This is a genomic window from Corynebacterium sp. HMSC055A01 (assembly GCF_001809405.1).
GTDB classification, from domain to species: Bacteria; Actinomycetota; Actinomycetes; order Mycobacteriales; family Mycobacteriaceae; genus Corynebacterium; species Corynebacterium hesseae.
Genome location: NZ_KV797587.1, coordinates 20,135 through 38,985, shown reverse-complemented (window position 1 = coordinate 38,985; position 18,851 = coordinate 20,135). Strand labels below are relative to the sequence as shown.

Genomic DNA, 18,851 nt, shown 5'->3' with positions numbered 1-18,851 from the left:
AAGGGACCAGACTAGAGGGACCTTTTGTGCTCGCGCGAGGGTTATCCGCCCTGCAGATGGTTTGAGTCAGGCGGTTCTGGTCAGAAGGTTTCTTTGCCCCCAAACGAACCATCTAGCGACCTCCAGAAGGTTTGTTTGCCCCCAAGAGAACCTTCTGAGCCGAACCATCTGAGTAGAACCTTCTGGCTGGAAACGACATCGTTGAAGCAGGGCCGCGAAACAGCGATGAGGTGCGGGTGAAAGCTGATGGCGCGAGGTTATCCGCCGCATGGCGACTGCGAAAAAGCTTGCGCGAGGCCGGGGCCGGGGCCAAGGCAAGAAGACTAGAGCTCCTCCACCCGGAACTGCAGCTGCGGGTTAGCAAAGACATCCTGCGACTCGATGAGCAGCAGCTCCTGGGAATCCGCCTCGTAGGTGTTCTGGAGCAGGTCGAAGACGGAGGACGCGGTTCGCTTGAGGGCCAGCTTGGCGTCGTTGGTCTCCACGTAGTGTCCCGTAAAGAGCGAAGCCGTGACATCGCCCGAGCCGTTGCGCTTGAAAGGCAGCTTGGGGGTGGCCACCAAGAAGGCGCGCTCGCCATCAACGGCGAGCATCTCAATCTCGTCCTCGCTGGTCTCCGGGCGCTGCACCGAGGTCACCAGCACGGTCTTCGGGCCTATCTCCTGCGCGCGCTTCACCGCGGCGAGGGTCTGCTCCAGGGTGCCCACCTCGCAGTCCGTCAGGTAGCCCAGCTCAAACTGGTTCGGGGTGATGATGTCCGCGACCGGCACGACCTTATCGCGCAGCAGCGGCGGGATTTCGTCGGAGACGAAGCAGCCGGATTTGGCGTTGCCCATCACCGGGTCACACGCATAGAGGGCCTTGGGGTTAACCGCCTTGATTCGGTTCACTGCATCCACGATGGCGCCGGCAATATCCGGACCACCCTGGTAGCCAGACAAGATTGCATCGATGCGTGGGAAGGCGCCGCGCTTCTCGATGCCATCCACAATCGCCGTGACCTCCTCCGCCGGGATCATCGGCCCGCCCCAGTCGCCATAACCGGTGTGGTTGGAGAAATTCACCGTGTGAATCGGCCATACCTCATGGCCAGCGCGCTGAAGTGGAAAGACTGCTGCGGAGTTGCCCACGTGACCGAAGGTGACGTGGGACTGAATGGAGAGGATGTTCATAGTCCTCCATTGTGCTACGCCCCACGTAGCACCTCAACGTTTGGGCCGTTTTAGATTCCGCCGCCGGGAACTTCCTCATCGAGCTTCGCGCGCTCGGCGGCATCCGGGAAGGCCTTCGGGCCCGAGGGCTTGGGCTGGTAGCTCACGCCACGCGCCGCCAGGTCCTCGTACCAGTCCGCCAGCAGCTCGTTCTGCAGGCCGAACATTTCTTTCTCCTCCGCCGCAGTGGTGTGATCATAGCCCAGCAGGTGCAGGCAACCATGCACTGTCAGCAGGGCCAGCTCGTGGCCCAAAGAGTGGCCGGCCGCGGTGGCTTGGCGCTGCGCGAATTCCGGGCAGAGCACGATATCGCCCAGCATGGCCGGTCCGGCCTCGGCGGCGTCGGGGCGCCCGCCGGTAGCACCCGGGGTGAGCTCATCCATGGGGAAGCTCATCACATCGGTCGGGCCTTCCAGGTCCATCCAGCGCACGTGCAAGTCCGCGATGGTATCCAGATCCACGGCGGTAATCGTGCACTCGGCATCCGGGTTAACGTCGAGGCGGCCGAGGGCGTAGGAGCAGACGTCGATCAGCATCTCCTCGTTCACGCCGTCATAACCGGACTCGTTAATAAATTCGATGCTCATTTCTTCTCCTCCTGCTCAGCAAAGTTATCGTAAGCCTCCACGATGCGCCCGACCAGCTGGTGGCGCACCACGTCGGCCGCGCCCAGCTCCGCGAAGTGAATATCGGGCACGCCCTTGAGAATGCGGCGCACCAGACGCAGGCCGGAAACTTGCCCGCCCGGCAAGTCCACCTGGGAAATATCGCCGGTCACCACGATGGTGGAGCCAAAACCCAAGCGCGTCAGGAACATCTTCATCTGCGCCGGCGTGGTGTTCTGGGCCTCGTCGAGGATGACGAAGGCATCGTTGAGCGTGCGGCCACGCATATAAGCCAAGGGGGCGACCTCAATGATGCCGGCCTCCATGAGCTTCGGAATCATCTCCGGATCGATCATGTCCCGCAAAGCGTCGTACAGCGGGCGCAGGTAGGGGTCAATCTTGTCGTTGAGTGTGCCGGGCAGAAAGCCCAGCTTCTCCCCCGCCTCAACCGCCGGGCGGGTCAAAATAATGCGGCTGACCTGCTTGGCGCGCAGGGCCTGCACCGCCTTGGCCACCGCCAGGTAGGTCTTGCCGGTACCGGCCGGGCCGATGCCGAAGACAATCGTGTTCTCGTCGATGGCCTGCACATAGCGCGACTGGCCCACCGTCTTCGGGCGCACGGCCTTGCCGCGGCGCGAAACGATATCCGCCGCGAGCGTCTCAGACACAGACGCCGGGGCATCCACCGTGACCAGGTCCAGGGTGTGCTTCACGGTATCCGTGCTCACCGGGTGGCCGCGGCGGGCAATGGCCTCGAGCTCCTCTAAGACCTTGTGCGCGCGGGCCACCTCATAATCGGGGCCAGCAGCAGTAATGGTGGTGCCGCGAGCAAAGAGGTCCACGCCCAGAAGGTTTCCCAAAACGCGCAGGTTATCGTCCGCCGGGCCGAGCACCGTGGCCAGGTAGGCGGAATCGAGATCAAACTTGGTGGTGATAATAGGCACGCCCAAAAGGCTACCAGCGCGAGGTCAGGGTGCCGATGCTGGCCAACGCCACCATGCTTGCCGACGCCGTCCTCAACACCTCCGGCCCCAACTTGATCGCCGTCGCACCGGCGTCCTGCAAGCGGGCTAGTTCTTCCGCGCCGATGCCGCCCTCCGGGCCCACCAGAAGGTAGATGGTCCCGGCGGAGTCCAAACCACTCAGGTCCTTGAGCCGGACCTCGGCTTCCTCGTGGAGGACCAAGGCTCGTGCGCCCGCAATCTCCTGGCACAACTGGCGGGTGGTCAAAGGACCACGCACCGCGGGCACGCGCGCGCGGCGCGATTGCTTGGCAGCCGCCACGGCCGCGGATTCCCACTTTGCTAGCGCCTTCGGGGCCTTCTTCGCATCCCACTTGGACACGCAGCGATCCGCCTGCCAGGCGATGATCTCATCCGCCCCGGCCTGGGTGGCCAGGTCGACGGCGAGTTCGGCGCGCTCCGATTTCGGGATGGCCTGGACCACGACCACCCGTGGGGAGGGTTCGGGGAGGATCGCGAGGTCGTCGACAAGCGCGGCTAGCGTGTCCTTGCCCTGCGTCTCGGTGATGGTGGCGATGACGCGGCGCCCGGACCCATCAATCAGGACCAGGTGCTCCCCTGGGCCCATGCGCTTGACGGTGACCGCGTGGCGGCCCTCCGCGCCGTCGAGGCCCACGGGCTGGCCGACCTCGGCGAGGGACAGGTCCGGATGGAGGAAGACGGGCAGAGACATTAGCGGCGGAACTTGCCTCGGAGGCGGGTAAAGAGGGATTCGCCCTGATTGTCACCGGCGCGGTGAACCTCGGTGCCGCTGTGGCCGGCGGCGCGGACCTTTTCGAGGGCCTCGCGGGTCTTCTTATCCAGGTCCGTCGGGATCACCACATCCACGTGAGCGTGGAGGTTGCCATAGCCATCGGTGCGCAGGCGCGGCATGCCCTTGCCCTGGAGGGTGATGGACTCGCCCGGCTGGGTGCCCGGCGCGATATCGATGGTGAGCTCCTCGCCGTCGAGCTGCTCGACGGCGCACGAAGCACCCAGCGCGGCATCCACCATGGGCACGCGAACGGTCAGGTGCAGGTCATCGGCATTGCGCTCGAAGACGGGGTGCGGCTCGGTGTGTACCTCGACGTACAGGTCACCGGCGGGGCCGCCGCCGTGGCCGACCTCGCCCTGGGAGGCCATGCGGATGCGCATGCCATCACCAATGCCGGCGGGGATGCTCACCGTAATATCGCGGCGCTTGCGCACGCGGCCATCGCCGCCACAGTGGCCGCAGGGATCGGTGACCACTTCGCCAAAGCCGTAGCACTTCGGGCAATCGCGGGTAGTCATCATGTTGCCCAGCATGCTGCGCTGGACCTCCTGGACCTGGCCCATGCCGCCGCAATGGTCACAGGTGACCGGCTTGGACTTAGACTCGGAACCGGTTCCCTCACAGCGGTCACAGATCACGGCGGTGTCCACCTTGACCTGCTGCTTGACGCCGCTATAGGCCTCCTCGAGGGTAATGGTGGTGCGCAGGAGCGCATCATCGCCCGGCTGCACGCGGGAACGCGGGCCGCGGGAGGCCGCTCCCCCGCCGAAGAACTCGGCGAAGATATCCCCGAGTCCGCCGCCGCCGAAACCGCCAAAGCCGCCGCCTTGGGCCGCGCGCTCCTCCATGGGGTCACCACCCATGTCCACAATCCGGCGCTTCTGCGGATCGAGCAGAACCTCCTGTGCAAGGGAAGCCTCGCGGAACTTCTCCGCGGCCTCATCATCGCCCGGGTTGACGTCCGGGTGGTACTTGCGCGCCAGCTTGCGGTAGGCCTTCTTAATCTCGGCGTCGGACGCCGACTTTTCTACACCAAGAATGCCGTAGTAGTCACGAGCCACGTACTGTCATCCTTCTATTTCTCGTTGATACTAAATCTAATCCGACGGGCTAGCTTACTCGCCCGCCAGGATTTCACTCACATAGCGTGCAACGGCAGAGACCTTGGAAATTGTTCCCGAGTAGTCCATATACGTCGGCCCCACGACACCCAGCCCGCCGAGTGCCGCCGCATGCTCGCCGGTGCCAAAACCATAGCGCGTGGCCACGACAGAGGTTTGGCGCAGCTCGTCGGCTTCGTTCTCCTCGCCGATGGATACAGAGACGTTGCCCAAATCCGGCACGCGCGCCAGCAGCTTGAGCACGACGACCTGCTCCTCGAGGGCCTCGATGATAGAGGGCAGGCCCTCGGTGAGGGCCACGCGGGTGAGGTTGGAGGTACCCGCCATGATTAGGCGATCGGAGGGCTGTTCCACAAGGGTCTCGATCAGCGTCGTCGCGGCCTTGAGGAGGTGGGGGCGGATGTCGGCTGGGGAGTCGTCGACAAGCGCGGCCAGCTCCACCGAGGCATCGGTGAGCGTCTTGCCCTCCAGGGCGGTGTTGAGGATATCGCGCAGGCGGTGGGTCTGCTCGGGGTCGATCACGTCATCGAGCTCCACATTGCGCTGATCGACGCGCCCATTATCCGTGATGAGCACCAAGAGCAGGCGCACCGGTGAGAGTGCCACGACCTCGCAATGCTTGACGCGGGAGACCTTGAGGTTGGGCATCTGCACGACGGCTGCCTGCTTGGTCACCTGGGCCAGCAGCTGGACCGACCGGCGCAGCACGTCTTCCAAATCCACCCCGCCTTCGAGGAAGGTAAGCATGGCGCGGCGCTCGGCCTTGGAGAGCGGCTTGACGTCGTGCAGCGTGTCGACGAACTGGCGATAGCCCTTCTGCGTGGGCACGCGCCCGGAGCTGGCGTGTTCCTGGGCGATGAGCCCTTCGGCTTCGAGCACGGCCATGTCATTGCGGATCGTCGCCGAGGACACGCCCAGCTGGTAGCGCTCGAGCAGGGCCTTGGAGCCGACGGGCGATTGCGAGGCGATGTAGTCCGCGACGATGGCACGCAGGACCTCTTGGCGGCGGGCATCGGTGGAGCTGGACATGTCTTTAAGGCTATCCGTTCTGGCGGGCGATGAAGTCGTCAAAATTTGGCACAGTGTAGCTCACCCTGCCGTGTTCTGGAGCATAGATCAATCCTTTACTAATGAGCTTGGCTCGCACAGGACCCAGTTTCTTCGTGTCTTTACCTAAGATGTCCGCGATGTCCTTGCTCGAGATTTCCTCTCCGCCAACCTTTGCCATCGCGGTCAAGTAGTCCCGCTCGGCTGGAGTAGCGCGATCCCACCTGGCTTGGAAAAACCCGCGGTCCAACTGCTCAATTCCAAGCCGCGCGGCGCGTCGAGCTGCATCGGAATCCATAGGTGAAGTTCGCGCAGTGCGCCACATTTGTGCACCAAATTCCTGGATGAAATACGGATACTGCCCCGATACATTAGCTAGATATTCAACTGCTTCATCGTCAAATTCCACATTCTGTGTCCGCGCAGGTTCACGGAAGGCGGCAACTGCGGCATACATTTCGAGCCTGCCAATTTGGTGCACCTCGAACATTCGCTCTGCATAAGAGCGGGACTCCGCCAGAATCCCTGGCAGACTCGGGAGCCCAGCGCCAATAATGTAAAAAGGCAAGCCCAGCTGCGCTGCTTCATGTTGTGCAGAAATGAGTGCTTCGAGCAGCTCTTCATCAAGGTCTTGCATTTCGTCGATGAAGATTCCTAAAGCTTTATCCTCCTTGAGGAGCGTCGTAGTGATGGCCTCGATCACATCGTGCAGATCAAGCTCAAGGTTTCCTGTTGCCGGAGGAATGTCTCCTACTTCAACCCCAAGGTCAATAATGCTTTGTCCTACCGAGAGCGAAAAAGATTTTACGGCCGCAGCAATAAAGTGAAAACCCTCAGATACCTTGGCTTTCGTCCGATAGCGCAAAGAGGCTTTGGCTAAACCTTGCGCTAGAGCACGGCGGGCTCCTTCTCGTCCACGTGCCCCCTGCGAAGCCTCAAACTTAATCGTTAGCCAGTCGGCTTGGTCAGCCTTCCTTTTTAATTGGTTGAGCAGCACGGTCTTACCCACTCCACGCAAGCCAACGAGCAGCATTGGACGGCCAAGCAATCCGTTCTGGACGCGTTTGACAAGATTGTCAAACGCATGAAGGTCTCTCTCGCGCCCAGTAAGAACTGTCGGCGCGATGCCCGAGCCAGGAGTATAGGGGTTTAAGGCGTCATCCATGCCACTAATACTAGCAATATCGAGAGCGACTAACAGGTTTCTCGACGTGGAGAGAGAAACTAACACCGCTATCAAACTTCCCGACGACAGGGGCAAAACTAACAAATTCCCGGCGGAGCTAACTTTAAGTCCCCATGTCTCCTCGACGTCGAAAGGCCAAGGCCTAGCCACTTCTTCGCAGCTTCGCGGTTGCATCACACAGCTGGTTCTACTCAGATGGTTCAGGTCATACGGTTTACTTGCCCCCAAACGAACCTTCTAGCAGCCTAAGGAAGGTTTGTTTGCCCCCAAACAAACCTTATGACTAGAACCTTTCCACTAGAACCATGTGCGGAAGGCTGAGGACAGGCCACGAGCAGGGTACGGCCGCTAATGAGCCAGCTGATGCGGATCCGGAGGTCGGCCCGCAGGCGGGGCAAGCCCCTAGCGAGCGGTGCCTTCGGCGGTATCTTCGGCGACAAGGAGGTCGGTGATGATCCCATCCGCGAGCAGGCGTCCCGCCTTGGTCACGCGGAGGTGGTCGCCGGCGCGCTCGAGCAGGCCGCGCTCGATGAAGCGCGCGGCGACGGGCTCGGCGGCCGGCGCTAGCCACGAGGACGGGATGCCCTCGCGCAGGCGCAGGCCCAGCATGATGCGCTCGGTGTGGCGATCGGCGGCGCTGAGCTCCTCGCGATCCTTGATGGGCAGCTCCCCCTCGCCCACGGCCTTGATGTAGGTCCGCGGGTTCTTCACGTTGAAGAAGCGCTCGTTGCCCAAATGCGAATGCGCGCCCGGGCCCGCGCCCCACCAGTTGCCGTCCACCCAGTAGATGCGATTGTGCTGGCACTCCCCGCCCGGCTTGGCCCAGTTGGAGACCTCGTACCACTCAAAGCCTTCGGCCTCGAGCGTGGAGGAGATCATCTCATAGCGCCGGGCCAGCACGTCCTCGTCTGGGGCCGGAAGCAGGCCCTTCGATACCTTGCGGGCCATGCGCGTGCCGTCCTCCACAATGAGCGAATACGCACTGATGTGGTCCACCCCGGTCTCCTGGGCGCGCTCCAAGGTCAGGGCAACGTCGGTGTCTTCTTCAGTCGGCGTGCCATAAATCATGTCCAGGTTGACGTGCTCGAAGCCCGCGGCGATGGCTTCGCGTGCCGCATCGAAGGCGCGGCCCGGGGTGTGGGCACGCTCGAGCACTGCGAGCACGCCCGGTGAGGCGGACTGCATGCCAAGGGAGAGGCGGGTGAAGCCGGCGTCGAGAAGCCCGGCAAAGTACTCCGGCGAGGTAGATTCCGGGTTGGATTCCGTGGTGACCTCCGCGCCCGGGGCCAGGCCAAAGGTGTCGCGCACCCGATTCAACACACGGCCCAGCCCCTCGGCCCCCAGCAAGCTCGGCGTACCGCCGCCGATAAAAACCGTTTCGGCCTCACGGCCCACCTGCGCCGCCGCCATCTCCAGCTCCTTCTCCAGAGCATCCAGATAATCGCTGGTCAGATCCCCTCCCAGCTCACCCGGGGTATAGGTGTTGAAATCGCAGTAGCCGCAGCGCGAGGCACAGAAGGGAACGTGAATATAAAGACCGAAGGGATCCATGGGGAACAAAATAACCGACTACACCGTTGAAGCGGTAGTCTATAGTGCATATTTGCAATCCCCGAAAGTTAAGAAAGGCCCCCTTTTTCGTGGAACCTCCGAGTCGATGTCCCCGCCGCCAACTCAAGGCGGTGGGGTAAGCCGTGTTATCTGCCATCCTGATGATTGTGGCGGGTTTCGCCGTCATCGCTCTCATTATCGTGGCCAACGCGTACTTCGTCGCGCAAGAATTCGCCTTCATGTCCGTGGACCGCACGCAGCTGCGCCAGCGCGCCGCTGCGGGGGATAAACCAGCGGAGCGCGCGCTCAAGATCACGCAGAAAACCTCCTTCATGCTTTCCGGCGCACAGCTGGGCATCACGATTACGGGCCTGCTTATCGGTTATGTGGCCGAGCCACTCGTGGGCCAAGGCCTGGGCCAGCTGCTCGGTGGCGTGGGCGTGCCCACGGGCGTGTCCGTCGCCGTGGGTACGGTGACCGCGCTGGCCGTGTCGACGGTTCTCACGATGCTCTTCGCCGAGCTCTTCCCCAAGAACTACACCATCGCCGCTCCCATGAAGACAGCGCTGTGGCTGTCCGCGTCCACGATGTGGTACCTCAAGATCTTCGGCTGGTTGATCCACTTCTTCGAGTATTCCTCCAACGCCATCCTCAAGGTCTTCGGCATCGAACCGGTGGAGGATGTCGATTCTTCTGCCACCACCGATGACCTGGAATCCATCGTGGATGCCTCCCACGAGGCCGGCGACTTGGATGAGGACACCTACCTGGTGCTCGACCGCCTCCTCGACTTCCCCGAACACGACGTGGGACACGCCATGATTCCGCGCTCGCGCGTGGATGTCATCGAGCCGGAGACCACCATCGGTGAGGTCCGCGAGATGATGTCGGCGAACCACACGCGCTACCCCATCATCGACGATGAACATAATCCCATCGGCGTGGTGCACCTCTATGACGTGCTGGGCACCGAGTTGCCCGCAGCCACCCCGGCCCGCGAAATCATGAAGGAACCCGTGGTGGTTCCGGAGCTCATGCCGCTTCCTGACGTCGTCACGGAGCTTCGCGACGCCGACGAAAAACTCGCCTGCGTCATCGACGAATACGGCGGCTTCGTGGGCATTGTGACCATGGAGGACTTGGCCGAGGAGATCCTCGGCGATGTCACCGATGAGCACGACCTCGAAGAGACCGAGGAGATCACCGAGCAGGACGAGACGCACTGGATCGTCGACGGTGACACACCCATCGACGAGGTCGAGCGCGCCATCGGCCACGACCTGCCGGAGGGTGATTTCGAAACCGTCGCCGGCCTGCTCATCGCGCACTCCGGCACGTTGCCGGAGGAAGGCGAAGAGCTCGCCATCGAGCTGGAGGCAGAGCCTGAAGACTGGGTCGACGGCGATGAAGCCCCCACCCGCACGCTCAACGTGCGCGTCGAGGAAATCGACCGCCACGTGCCCTCCGTCCTAGCCCTAGAGCTGGTGGAGGAATTCCCGGAAGGAGACGATGACTAATGACTGATACTTGGTGGTTCAACCTCCTCATCACCATTCTCATCATTGCTGCTTCCGGCTTCTTCGTGGTCATCGAGTTCTCCCTCATGGGTGCGCGCCGCAACCGTCTGGAGGAAACCGCGGAATCCTCCGCTGCCTCGCGCGCGGGCCTTCGCTCGCTCAACGAGCTGACCATCATGTTGGCCGGCGCCCAGCTGGGCATTACCGCCGCAACCTTCGTCCTCGGTGCCGTGACCAAGCCGTGGGTCCATCACCTGCTCATGAGCCCGCTGGAGGCCCTCGGCTTGCCGCTGGGCGTTGCTGACGTCGTCTCCTTCCTCCTTGCGCTTTTCGTCGTGACCTTCCTGCACCTGGTCATCGGCGAGATGGCGCCGAAGTCCTGGGCCATCGCCCACCCGGAGACGGCCCTGCAGCTCATTGCGGTTCCTGCCCGCGGCTTCATCTGGCTCTTCCGCCCGCTGCTGATCTGGATCAACAAGATGGCGAACAAGCTGGTGCTCATGACCGGCGAGGAACCCGTCGACCGCGCCGGTGCGGCTGGCTATGACGCGGAGACCCTGCGCCACCTCGTCGAGCACTCGCGGCAGACGGGCACGCTTGACGACGACTCCGCGAACCAGATCACCGGCGTCATCGAGCTGGAAGCCTCCACCGCCGCACAGTTGGCTCGCGAGCACGGAGCGGAAATCTTGCCTTTGTCCTCCGATGCCACGGTGGCTGAGCTGCACGACCTCGTCGTAAACAAGTCCATCATGCGCGTGCTTGTCTACCCGCGCGCCTCGCGCATTCCGCGCATCGTCCACGTCCGCGATACTCTGATGGCGGATCCGGAAACCCCGGTGCTGGAATTCTCCCGCCCCGCGTTGGCGGTGAGCTCCTCCTCGACCGTGCAGAAGACTCTGGATCAGATGCGCGCCCGCAACGAGCAGCTCGTCATGGTGGGCAAGCCCACCAAGGACAAGACCGTGTGGATCCTGACCTGGGATGACATCATGGGCCAGCTGTGGCCGCAGATTACGGAGCAGCTGGACCAGGCCGCGCCGGCCGCCAAGAACCCGGGGGTTTAAACCTAAAACGGTTTAAACGTAAAAAGTGACACGGAAAGCTTGGCGTGGCACGCTAACTACGAAAAGCGCCACCGAGAGAGGGAATCTCGGTGGCGCTTTCCTTTTGTCCTTGTGTGTTGGCAACAAGGAAGTCTGTGATGCGGCTCCTTAAGCGGTCGTGGCGGCCTGCTTCTGGCGCTTGGCGCGCACACGGGCGACGACGGCGTCGATACGCGCGCGCTCCTCGAGGAAGGGCGGCGGGTTGTGCCCGCGCATGGTGCGCACGAAGGCGGGGTGCGCCTCGACGACGGTGTGGCGCCAGGCCTGCACGGCAATAAGGGAGGATTCTCCCGCGCGCTTGTACAGGTTCGGCAGGGAGACCACGTCGAGGTTGCGGGCCACGGCGTCGGTTTGTGCCAGCACGTACTCCACCAGCTCGCGCAGGTAGGCAGCGACGGCCGCGGTACGGCCGCGCAGGGTTTCTGCCAGCTCGGAGACCACGACAGGCGGGCCGGAGATGGGCAGGCCCTCAGCGAGCGCGCGGGCGGTGAGCTGTTTCGGTTCCTCGACGTCATTGTCGCCGGAGGAGGCAGCCGAGATAGTGCCGGACTTCAGGCCGGAGACCAGCGCCTGGCGCAGGCCGATGAGCTCGCCGACGCAGCGCCCGGAATCCACGCGGGCGTCTTCGACGATATCCCCCAGCTCGGCCAAGCAGTCGAGGGAGAGTTCATCGTCCCAGTCCTCGATGGCCTCGATGAGGTGCTCGATGTAGTCGACGACTTCATCGCCGATGTTATAGATTTCTTGGGTCAGCTCACGGTGGCGCAGCTCGGCTGCGATCTTGTGCATAGGCCGCCCTTCCCGTGAGAACCTCTAGTTGAGGTTTAGAGTTTTTCTGACCCCGCTGACTCTATTAGAGATCCTCGCATTCGGCTGCGCGACACTCCGAAGGAATTCACAGACTCCGTCCAGCCTTATTTCTTGCCGGCGTAGAGGCGCTCGATGTCGGCCGCATAGCGCTGGGCCACCACATAGCGCTTGACCTTCAGGGTTGGGGTGAGCTCGTTGCTTTCCTCGGTGAGGTCCTGATCCAGGATGACGAACTTCTTAATACCCTCCGCGTGGGAGACGGTGGCGTTGACCTGGTTGATGGCGTCCTGAATATCCGCGCGCAGCGCCGGATCGGCAGCTACCTCACGCATCCCCTTGGTCGCGGCGATGTTGTGGTCCGCCTTCCAGCGCTTGAGCGCGTCCTCATCCAGGGTGAGCAGCACGCCGACGAAGGGCTTGCCGTCACCGACTACCATGGCCTGGGAGATCAGCGGGTGGGAGCGCAGGATATCTTCCATCGGGCCGGGCGAGACATTCTTGCCGCCCGCAGTCACAATGAGGTCCTTCTTGCGGCCGGTGATAACGAGCTTGCCTTCTTCGTTGATCTCACCGAGGTCGCCGGTGTTGTACCAGCCATCCTGCAGGGCATTCTCGGTGGCTTCCGGGTTCTGCCAGTAGCCTTTGAAGACGATATCGCCCTTGATCAGGATCTCGCCGTCCTCGTTAATGCGCATCGTCGTTCCGCCCAGCGGCGGGCCGACGGTGCCGATGGACTGATCCACGAAGTCCACGGCGGCAGCCGCTGCGGTCTCCGTAAGTCCATAGCCCTCGTAGATGGTCACGCCGATGCCGCGGTACCAGTGCAGCAGATCCTGCGAGATGGCCGAACCACCGGAGATGCAGTACTTGACCTCGCCGCCCATTGCCTGGCGGATGGCGGAATAGACCAGCTTGTCAAAGGCCTTGTGCTTGGCCTTGAGGACTCGGTTGGGGCCCTCCGGTGTGTCCAGCGCCTTGGAGTATTCGATGGCGACTTTCTCCGCGCTGTCGAAGATCGCGCCCTTGAACGCGGAGGAACCATGCGCCTTGGCGGAGGCACCGTTGCGCACCTTTTCAAACACGCGCGGCACGCCGAGGATCAGGTTCGGGCGGGAACGAGCGAACTCAACGGTGATAGTGCTGAAGTCCGCCCAGTGGTTCTGGGACGCACCACCGATGGTGACGGCCAGTGACACCGCACGGCTGAAGACGTGCGCCAGCGGCAGGAAGGTCAGGACGTGTGCGCCCGGCACGGCGATGGCACCAATGGGGTTGGTCAGCAAGCCGCGGGCTTCCGCCAGCCAGTTACGGTGGGTCAGCATGCAACCCTTGGGGCGCCCGGTGGTGCCGGAGGTGTACACCAGGGAGGCGACGTCGTCAGTGTGCGTAGCTTCGATGCGCTGGTTGACGGTGTCGTCGCTGATGTCGCGTCCCTCAAACTTCAGCGTATCGACGGCCGAAGAGTTGATTTCCAGAACACGGCGCAGCTGGGAGGGGGAACCGTGCAGCTGCGGGGTGCCGTCCTCCTGCAGCTTCAGGTGCTTTACTAGTTCGGAGTGCTCGCGGGTTTCCGTGATGGCGAGGATTGCGCCGGAGTCTTCGATGATCCACTGAACCTGGGACATCGACGACGAGGGGTACACCGGAACGGAAACCGCACCGGCGGCCCAGATGGCGTAGTCCAGCAGGGACCACTCATAGCGGGTGGTGGAAATGAGCGCCACGCGGTCACCCTGCTCCACGCCGAAGGCGATGAGCCCCTTGGCCACCGCGTAGACTTCCTCGACGAATTCCTTGGCGGTGACGTTGACCCACTCGTAATTCGCCGGGCGGGTAAACAGCACGCCATGTGGGCGGGCGTGCGCCGTAGCCATCATGGCGGTAAGGCACGTTTCGCCGTCCTTGATCTCGAATTCCGCTTTGGTGTGCGCTTCATTCAAAGTCACAGTTGTGTCCTTTCCCACAAAAACTAAATTCCAGCCCACTCTACCAACCTGATTTATTACGCGCGTGGGGAGGGCGTGGCACAATTGGGGGATGTGACTACCCGTGATCTGCTTCAAGAACTTGCCCAACGCCACGGTGTGGCCTGCGAGTACACCGCCCAGAACGGACAGCCTGTGTACGTCAGCGAGGAGACAATCACCTACACGCTGCGCGCACTCGGCGTCTCTATCTCAGACCGTCCGGACGATGAGGAGCTAACTCAAGCCCTCTTCGAGGACTACCTCGCTCGGGCTTCCCGCCCGCTGCCGCCCTGCGTGGTGGCCCGCGAAGGCGCCGAAAAGTCCTTCGCCGTCCACGTCCACGACGGGGATCCGGTCGCCGTCACCATCGAATTGGAAAGCGGCGAGACCCGCCCGACTTACCAGGACCCCAACGATGCCCCGGCTGCCGACGTCTCCGGAACCATGTGGGGCGAGGCAAGCTTCCACGTCCCCGGCGACCTACCCCTCGGATTCCATAAGCTGCTCCTGTCCTCTCCCGGCATCGGAGAGCACGAGTGCCCGCTCATCGTCGTGCCGAACCACCTGAGCACGGCGGATCGCTACCTTGAGCGCCCCGCAGCGGGTGCGATGGCGCAGCTGTATTCGGTGCGTTCCGAGAAGTCCTGGGGCATGGGTGATTTCGGTGACTTAGCAGAGCTGGCAGAGGTCTTAGCACCGGACTACGACTTCCTCCTTATTAATCCGCTGCATGCTGGCGAGCCGATTCCGCCGGTGGAAGACTCGCCCTACCTACCCACCACGCGGCGATTCATCAATCCGATCTATATCCGCATCGAGGAAGTCCCGGAGCTGAAACTGCTCAGCCCGGAACTCCAGGATGACGTGGCCGAGCTGGCCGCCGAGTTCCGCGAGCGCAACCTGTCTGCAGAAGAGATTGATCGTGATTCCATCTTCGAGGCCAAGCTGCAGGTCCTCCAGGAGCTCTTCAACAAGGGGATGACCCCGGAGCGCCGCACCGCCTTTAGCGAGTACCAGCGCCGCGAGGGCCGCGGCCTGCGCAACTTCGCCCTATGGTGTGCAGAGACCGAACTCGAACGACACAGCGGCCGCCGCCACGCGCTGAGCCTCGACGTCAGCGAGTTGGCCGAGTTCTATTCCTGGCTGCAGTTCCTCTGCGATGAGCAGCTGGATGCCGCCCAGCGCCGCGCGCTCGACGCCGGCATGAGCATCGGGCTTATCACCGACATGGCCGTGGGCATCCACCCCGCCGGTGCCGACGCCGTCAATCTGGCGGAATACCTCGCCCCGCAGTGTTCGGTGGGCGCCCCGCCGGATGATTACAACCAGCAGGGCCAGGACTGGTCCCAGCCGCCGTGGCACCCGGTCCGCCTGGCGGAATCCGGCTACCAGCCGTGGCGTGACTTGTTGCGCACGATGCTGGGCAACGCCGGCGGCCTGCGCGTTGACCACGTGCTCGGCCTGTTCCGCCTGTACTGGATCCCGCGTCACTCCACCCCGCTCAACGGCACCTACGTGACCTATGACTGGGAGGCCATGCTCGGCATCTTGGCGCTCGAGGCTGAGCGCGCCGGCGCAGTGCTCGTGGGCGAGGACCTGGGCACCCTGGAGCCGTGGGTCCAAAACGCTCTGCGCGATATGGGTGTGCTGGGTACCACGATCATCTGGTTTGAGCACGCCGAGGACGGCCCCACCCCGCGCCCGCAGGATCAATACCGCCAGATGGCCATGTCCTCGGTGGGCACGCACGATCTGCCGCCGACGCTCGCCTTCCTGCGCGGCGACCACATCGCGCTGCGCGCCCGCTTGGGTCTGCTGACCCGCCCAGTGGCGGAAGAAGAAGCCGAGGACCGCGCGTGGCAGGAAAAGGTCAAGGACAACCTGCAGGCCTATGGCATGTTGGACAACCGCGAGAGCGAAAAGGACATGCTCGTTGCCCTGCACCGCTACATCGCGGGAACCCCGTCGGCGCTGACGGTGACCAACCTGGTGGACATGGTCGGTGACGTGCGCGCCCAAAACCAGCCGGGCACGACAAAGGACCAATACCCCAACTGGTGCATCCCGCTGTGCGATACCGCCGGCAAGCCGGTGTTGTTGGAGGATCTGCCGAAGCAGGAGCTCTACCAGCGCCTCGCCCAGGCCGCCACGAGGCCGGGTGCCGGGCGCTAGGGCTAGGAGGGGCGTCGGCAAGCGCGGCGCCCCTAGCGGCGTCTTCCCTTCAGGAAGACCCCCTTAAAAAACAACGCCGACGATGGCCACCACGACGATGAGCGCGATCATCAGCCAGAGGGTCACGCTCACTCGGGACTTAGGCAGTGCGCGTTTGCGGTGGGGAGGCTGCGGGCGCTCGGGGTCCCACAGGCCTTCGCGGTGATCATCGTCAGTCATGTTTCTTTATCCTAGTCGCGGGTGCTAGCCACGAATTCACACGGTCGATACCCCACATCAGCACCCACCCCATGACGGTCGCGGCCGGCACTGCGGTCACGGCGAGCACCGCCATCTGCGCCCACACTGGCGCCTGCACGAGCCATTCCATGCCCTCAGGGTAGCCTGTTGTCCATGAGCAGTGCACCTTTCGACGTCACCTGCCCCGCGGGCACCATCACCGGCTACCTCGATGGGGACGTGGCCCATTTCCACTCCATCGAGTACTCCCACATCCCGGGAGATTTCGACAACCCCGAGCCCGCCCCGCCGCGTGACCAGGACGCGCGCGAACCGCATCCGGAGAAGGTCGCGCTGACCATCACCGCCCCCGCGCCCGGCAATCGCACCGCCGCCCTAGCACCCACCCTGGTCTACATCCACGGCGGCCGCTACGAGCACGGCTCCCACGAGGACCCCCGGGCGGAGGGCACGCCGACTGCGGAGGCGGGCATGGTCCACGTGCAGCTGGGCTACCGCGTGGGCCTGCCGGGCCTGGCCCGCTTCCGCGATGATGAGCCCAACCACTACCGCGCCATCGAGGACCTGCAGCTGGGCTTGGAATGGATCCAGCGCAACATCGAGTCCTTCGGCGGCGACCCCACCAACGTCACCGTCGTGGGCCAGTCTGCCGGCGCTAATGCCGTTCTCTGGTTGTGTCGGCGCGATCACTACCGCGGGGCTTTTCGCCGCGCCGTGGCGCTCTCCCCGGGCTTCCCGCGGGAGAGCTTCGAGGAGCGCAAGGCCACGCTGCGCCAGGTGATGAAGAAGCCCATCACACGCTCCTCCCTCGCGGCGATGAGCCAAGAGGAGCTTGCGGCCGGCTACGCCAAGTTCCGCAAGAAGTACAGTCTCGATATGGCGCTGGGCCCCACCCCACTGGAGTGTGGGCAGCTTGCCGACGTCCCCCTCATCCTCGCCAGCACCCGCGACGAGTTCTACAACATCCCGGCCACGCAGAAGATCGATCGCTCCCCTTTCCGCAGCCTCATCCTGCGCTATGTGGCCCCGCGCTTTGGCTTTCCCCGCAACGGTTTTAAGCCGTGGTATCAGGTGGCACAGCACATGGATAAGGATCGCCCTATGGGCCGGTTGGTGGGTGATGCCATCATCCGCCGCTGGGCGGCCGAGGTGGCGGAGAAGGCACCAGGTAAGACCTGGATGGTGGAGTTCACCCGCTCCTCGGGCCCGGCCTTGCACTGCGAAGAGCTGCGCCCGCTCTTCGGGAACACGGAGCTAGCACAGTGGCTGCGGGACTTCGTGCGCACCGGCGAGCCCGGTTTCGAGGCCTACCGCCCCGAACACGCCATCTGGGAATACAACCTGGATAACGGCGAAAACCGCGTGGCCTATTCCAGCCTGGATTACATCTCGGCGGCCTTCGCCCAAGATGGCAGTCTGCTTTAGGCCAACAGGGCCTCGCGCAGCGGCTCGTGGGCCAGCTCTTCAACCATCCACGGGCTAAAGGCGAATGGCGTGGCATCGACAGCCGCGAGGACATCGCGCACCGGGACCCACGCGAAGGAGTCCACCTCATCCGGGTTAGGCGTGGGTTCGTCGGTGGTCTCAAAGAGATAGACCGGGCAGATCTCGTTTTCCACCACGCCGGAGGAATCCACGGCGCGGTAGGCAAAATCCGAAAGCACTAAGTGAGGGGTGCCGCTGAGGCCAAGTTCGAACTGGGCGCGGCGTATGACGGCGGCGGCAGTCGGCTCATCCGGCCCGGGGTGTCCGCAGAAGGAATTGGTCCACACACCAGGCCAGGTCAGCTTGGACAGTGCGCGGCGGGTCAGCAACAGCTCGCCTCCGCGCACCACCCAGGCGGAGAAAGCAAAGTGCAGCGGAGTATCCGCGGTGTGGACGGCGGCCTTCTCAGCTACGCCTGCGGGTTTGCCCTCGGGCGAGGCTAGAACGACGAGTTCCGTCATAGATTGAGGTCTCCTACAAAACGCACGTTGCCGATGTTGAAGCGCGCGTTCCAGAGGTTGCCGGGGGCAACGTCATAGACATACTGGAGGTTGGTGGACGCGCCTGCCCCCAGCGGGTGGTCCAAGCCCGGCGCGGCTACATCTGGGTGGACAGCGGGGTCAACATCAATCGAATCCACGGTAGCCCAGCCGCCGTTGCCATCGGCGCGCTCGAGGGTGGGTTCCGGGAGGGCGTCGGCAGGCATGGGCACCTCGTTGAGGTTGTGGATCTTCACCGTGAGCACCGTTCCACCGCCGCCGGAGTACAGGCCTTGCAGCTCATACTCCACGTTGAGGCCCTTGTCCTTGACGGGTGCCGCCAGGTTGGAGGTCACCTCTTCGGCGTCCACGTCTTTAGCCTCAAACGTCGGCGGCTCCGAGCTGGACACCACGATGTTGTCCTGCGGGCCCGTGTCCGGCGGCTGGAGGATGCTGCAGCCTGAGAGGGCAACCAGGCACAGCGGGGCACACGCTAGGGGGAGGTACTTCTTCACCGCGAATCCTTTTCCATCACGACTTCGGTTTCTCCCTTACCTTAGTCGACGGGTTGGATATTC

General features: G+C 63.4%; 17 protein-coding genes. 4 read left to right on the top strand and 13 right to left on the bottom strand.

Translation table 11 applies throughout. The features are described from left to right. Positions 1–323 precede the first annotated feature (323 nt). The 8 genes from pdxY to hemW form a co-directional block, all read right to left on the bottom strand. Positions 324–1,172 carry a pyridoxal kinase PdxY gene (gene pdxY, locus HMPREF2604_RS08165; protein ID WP_070564760.1) on the bottom strand — a complete coding sequence of 283 codons (849 nt, stop codon included), beginning with the start codon at positions 1,170–1,172 and terminating at the stop codon, positions 324–326. Positions 1,173–1,222: 50 nt separating this feature from the next. Then, positions 1,223–1,798, bottom strand: a complete 576-nt coding sequence (gene ybeY / locus HMPREF2604_RS08160; protein ID WP_070530222.1) for an rRNA maturation RNase YbeY — start codon at positions 1,796–1,798, stop codon at positions 1,223–1,225. After that, positions 1,795–2,760 carry a PhoH family protein gene (locus HMPREF2604_RS08155; RefSeq protein ID WP_070561478.1) on the bottom strand — a complete coding sequence of 322 codons (966 nt, stop codon included), beginning with the start codon at positions 2,758–2,760 and terminating at the stop codon, positions 1,795–1,797. Before HMPREF2604_RS08155 ends, ybeY begins: the two co-directional genes overlap by 4 nt. Before the next feature lie 10 nt (positions 2,761–2,770). Further along, on the bottom strand, positions 2,771–3,511 hold the full coding sequence (locus HMPREF2604_RS08150; protein WP_070564757.1) for a 16S rRNA (uracil(1498)-N(3))-methyltransferase: 741 nt from the start codon (positions 3,509–3,511) through the stop codon (positions 2,771–2,773). Beyond that, entirely contained in the window at positions 3,511–4,653 is a 1,143-nt protein-coding gene (dnaJ, locus tag HMPREF2604_RS08145; protein ID WP_070564754.1) for a molecular chaperone DnaJ, read from the bottom strand. Before dnaJ ends, HMPREF2604_RS08150 begins: the two co-directional genes overlap by 1 nt. A 54-nt stretch (positions 4,654–4,707) precedes the next feature. Beyond that, entirely contained in the window at positions 4,708–5,742 is a 1,035-nt protein-coding gene (gene hrcA / locus HMPREF2604_RS08140; protein ID WP_070530209.1) for a heat-inducible transcriptional repressor HrcA, read from the bottom strand. Between the two features lie 10 nt (positions 5,743–5,752). After that, positions 5,753–6,925 (bottom strand): ATP-binding protein, encoded by a 1,173-nt coding sequence (locus HMPREF2604_RS08135; RefSeq protein ID WP_070564853.1) that lies wholly within the window; start codon positions 6,923–6,925, stop codon positions 5,753–5,755. Between the two features lie 423 nt (positions 6,926–7,348). Further along, positions 7,349–8,497, bottom strand: coding sequence for a radical SAM family heme chaperone HemW (gene hemW / locus HMPREF2604_RS08130; RefSeq protein WP_070564751.1), 1,149 nt, complete (start codon positions 8,495–8,497; stop codon positions 7,349–7,351). 143 nt (positions 8,498–8,640) lie between these two features. On the opposite strand from hemW, the gene HMPREF2604_RS08125 reads away from it, so the two are divergent. Next, positions 8,641–10,014 carry a hemolysin family protein gene (locus HMPREF2604_RS08125; protein WP_070564748.1) on the top strand — a complete coding sequence of 458 codons (1,374 nt, stop codon included), beginning with the start codon at positions 8,641–8,643 and terminating at the stop codon, positions 10,012–10,014. Then, positions 10,014–11,081 (top strand): CNNM domain-containing protein, encoded by a 1,068-nt coding sequence (locus HMPREF2604_RS08120; protein WP_070564745.1) that lies wholly within the window; start codon positions 10,014–10,016, stop codon positions 11,079–11,081. Before HMPREF2604_RS08125 ends, HMPREF2604_RS08120 begins: the two co-directional genes overlap by 1 nt. A gap of 147 nt (positions 11,082–11,228) precedes the next feature. Here HMPREF2604_RS08120 and HMPREF2604_RS08115 read toward each other — a convergent pair whose 3' ends face one another. Both HMPREF2604_RS08115 and HMPREF2604_RS08110 read right to left on the bottom strand, forming a co-directional pair. Then, positions 11,229–11,909 (bottom strand): hypothetical protein, encoded by a 681-nt coding sequence (locus HMPREF2604_RS08115; protein ID WP_070519581.1) that lies wholly within the window; start codon positions 11,907–11,909, stop codon positions 11,229–11,231. A gap of 125 nt (positions 11,910–12,034) precedes the next feature. Next, on the bottom strand, positions 12,035–13,876 hold the full coding sequence (locus tag HMPREF2604_RS08110) for an AMP-dependent synthetase/ligase (RefSeq protein WP_070519578.1): 1,842 nt from the start codon (positions 13,874–13,876) through the stop codon (positions 12,035–12,037). Positions 13,877–13,969: 93 nt separating this feature from the next. Between HMPREF2604_RS08110 and malQ the strand changes: the two genes are divergently transcribed. Beyond that, positions 13,970–16,069: a 4-alpha-glucanotransferase gene (gene malQ / locus HMPREF2604_RS08105; RefSeq protein WP_246818401.1), complete on the top strand. Its 2,100-nt coding sequence runs from the start codon at positions 13,970–13,972 to the stop codon at positions 16,067–16,069. A 63-nt stretch (positions 16,070–16,132) separates the two neighbouring features. Here malQ and HMPREF2604_RS14110 read toward each other — a convergent pair whose 3' ends face one another. Next, entirely contained in the window at positions 16,133–16,288 is a 156-nt protein-coding gene (locus HMPREF2604_RS14110) for a hypothetical protein (RefSeq protein ID WP_167595632.1), read from the bottom strand. A 174-nt stretch (positions 16,289–16,462) separates the two neighbouring features. Here HMPREF2604_RS14110 and HMPREF2604_RS08100 point away from each other — a divergent pair, with 174 nt between their 5' ends. After that, on the top strand, positions 16,463–17,734 hold the full coding sequence (locus HMPREF2604_RS08100) for a carboxylesterase family protein (protein WP_070564739.1): 1,272 nt from the start codon (positions 16,463–16,465) through the stop codon (positions 17,732–17,734). Here HMPREF2604_RS08100 and idi read toward each other — a convergent pair. Both idi and HMPREF2604_RS08090 read right to left on the bottom strand, forming a co-directional pair. Then, positions 17,731–18,255: an isopentenyl-diphosphate Delta-isomerase gene (idi, locus tag HMPREF2604_RS08095; protein WP_070564736.1), complete on the bottom strand. Its 525-nt coding sequence runs from the start codon at positions 18,253–18,255 to the stop codon at positions 17,731–17,733. The two genes, HMPREF2604_RS08100 and idi, sit on opposite strands and share 4 nt — an antisense overlap. Beyond that, on the bottom strand, positions 18,252–18,788 hold the full coding sequence (locus tag HMPREF2604_RS08090; protein WP_070564733.1) for a hypothetical protein: 537 nt from the start codon (positions 18,786–18,788) through the stop codon (positions 18,252–18,254). The genes idi and HMPREF2604_RS08090 overlap by 4 nt, the downstream gene beginning before the upstream one ends. Positions 18,789–18,851: the final 63 nt, after the last annotated feature.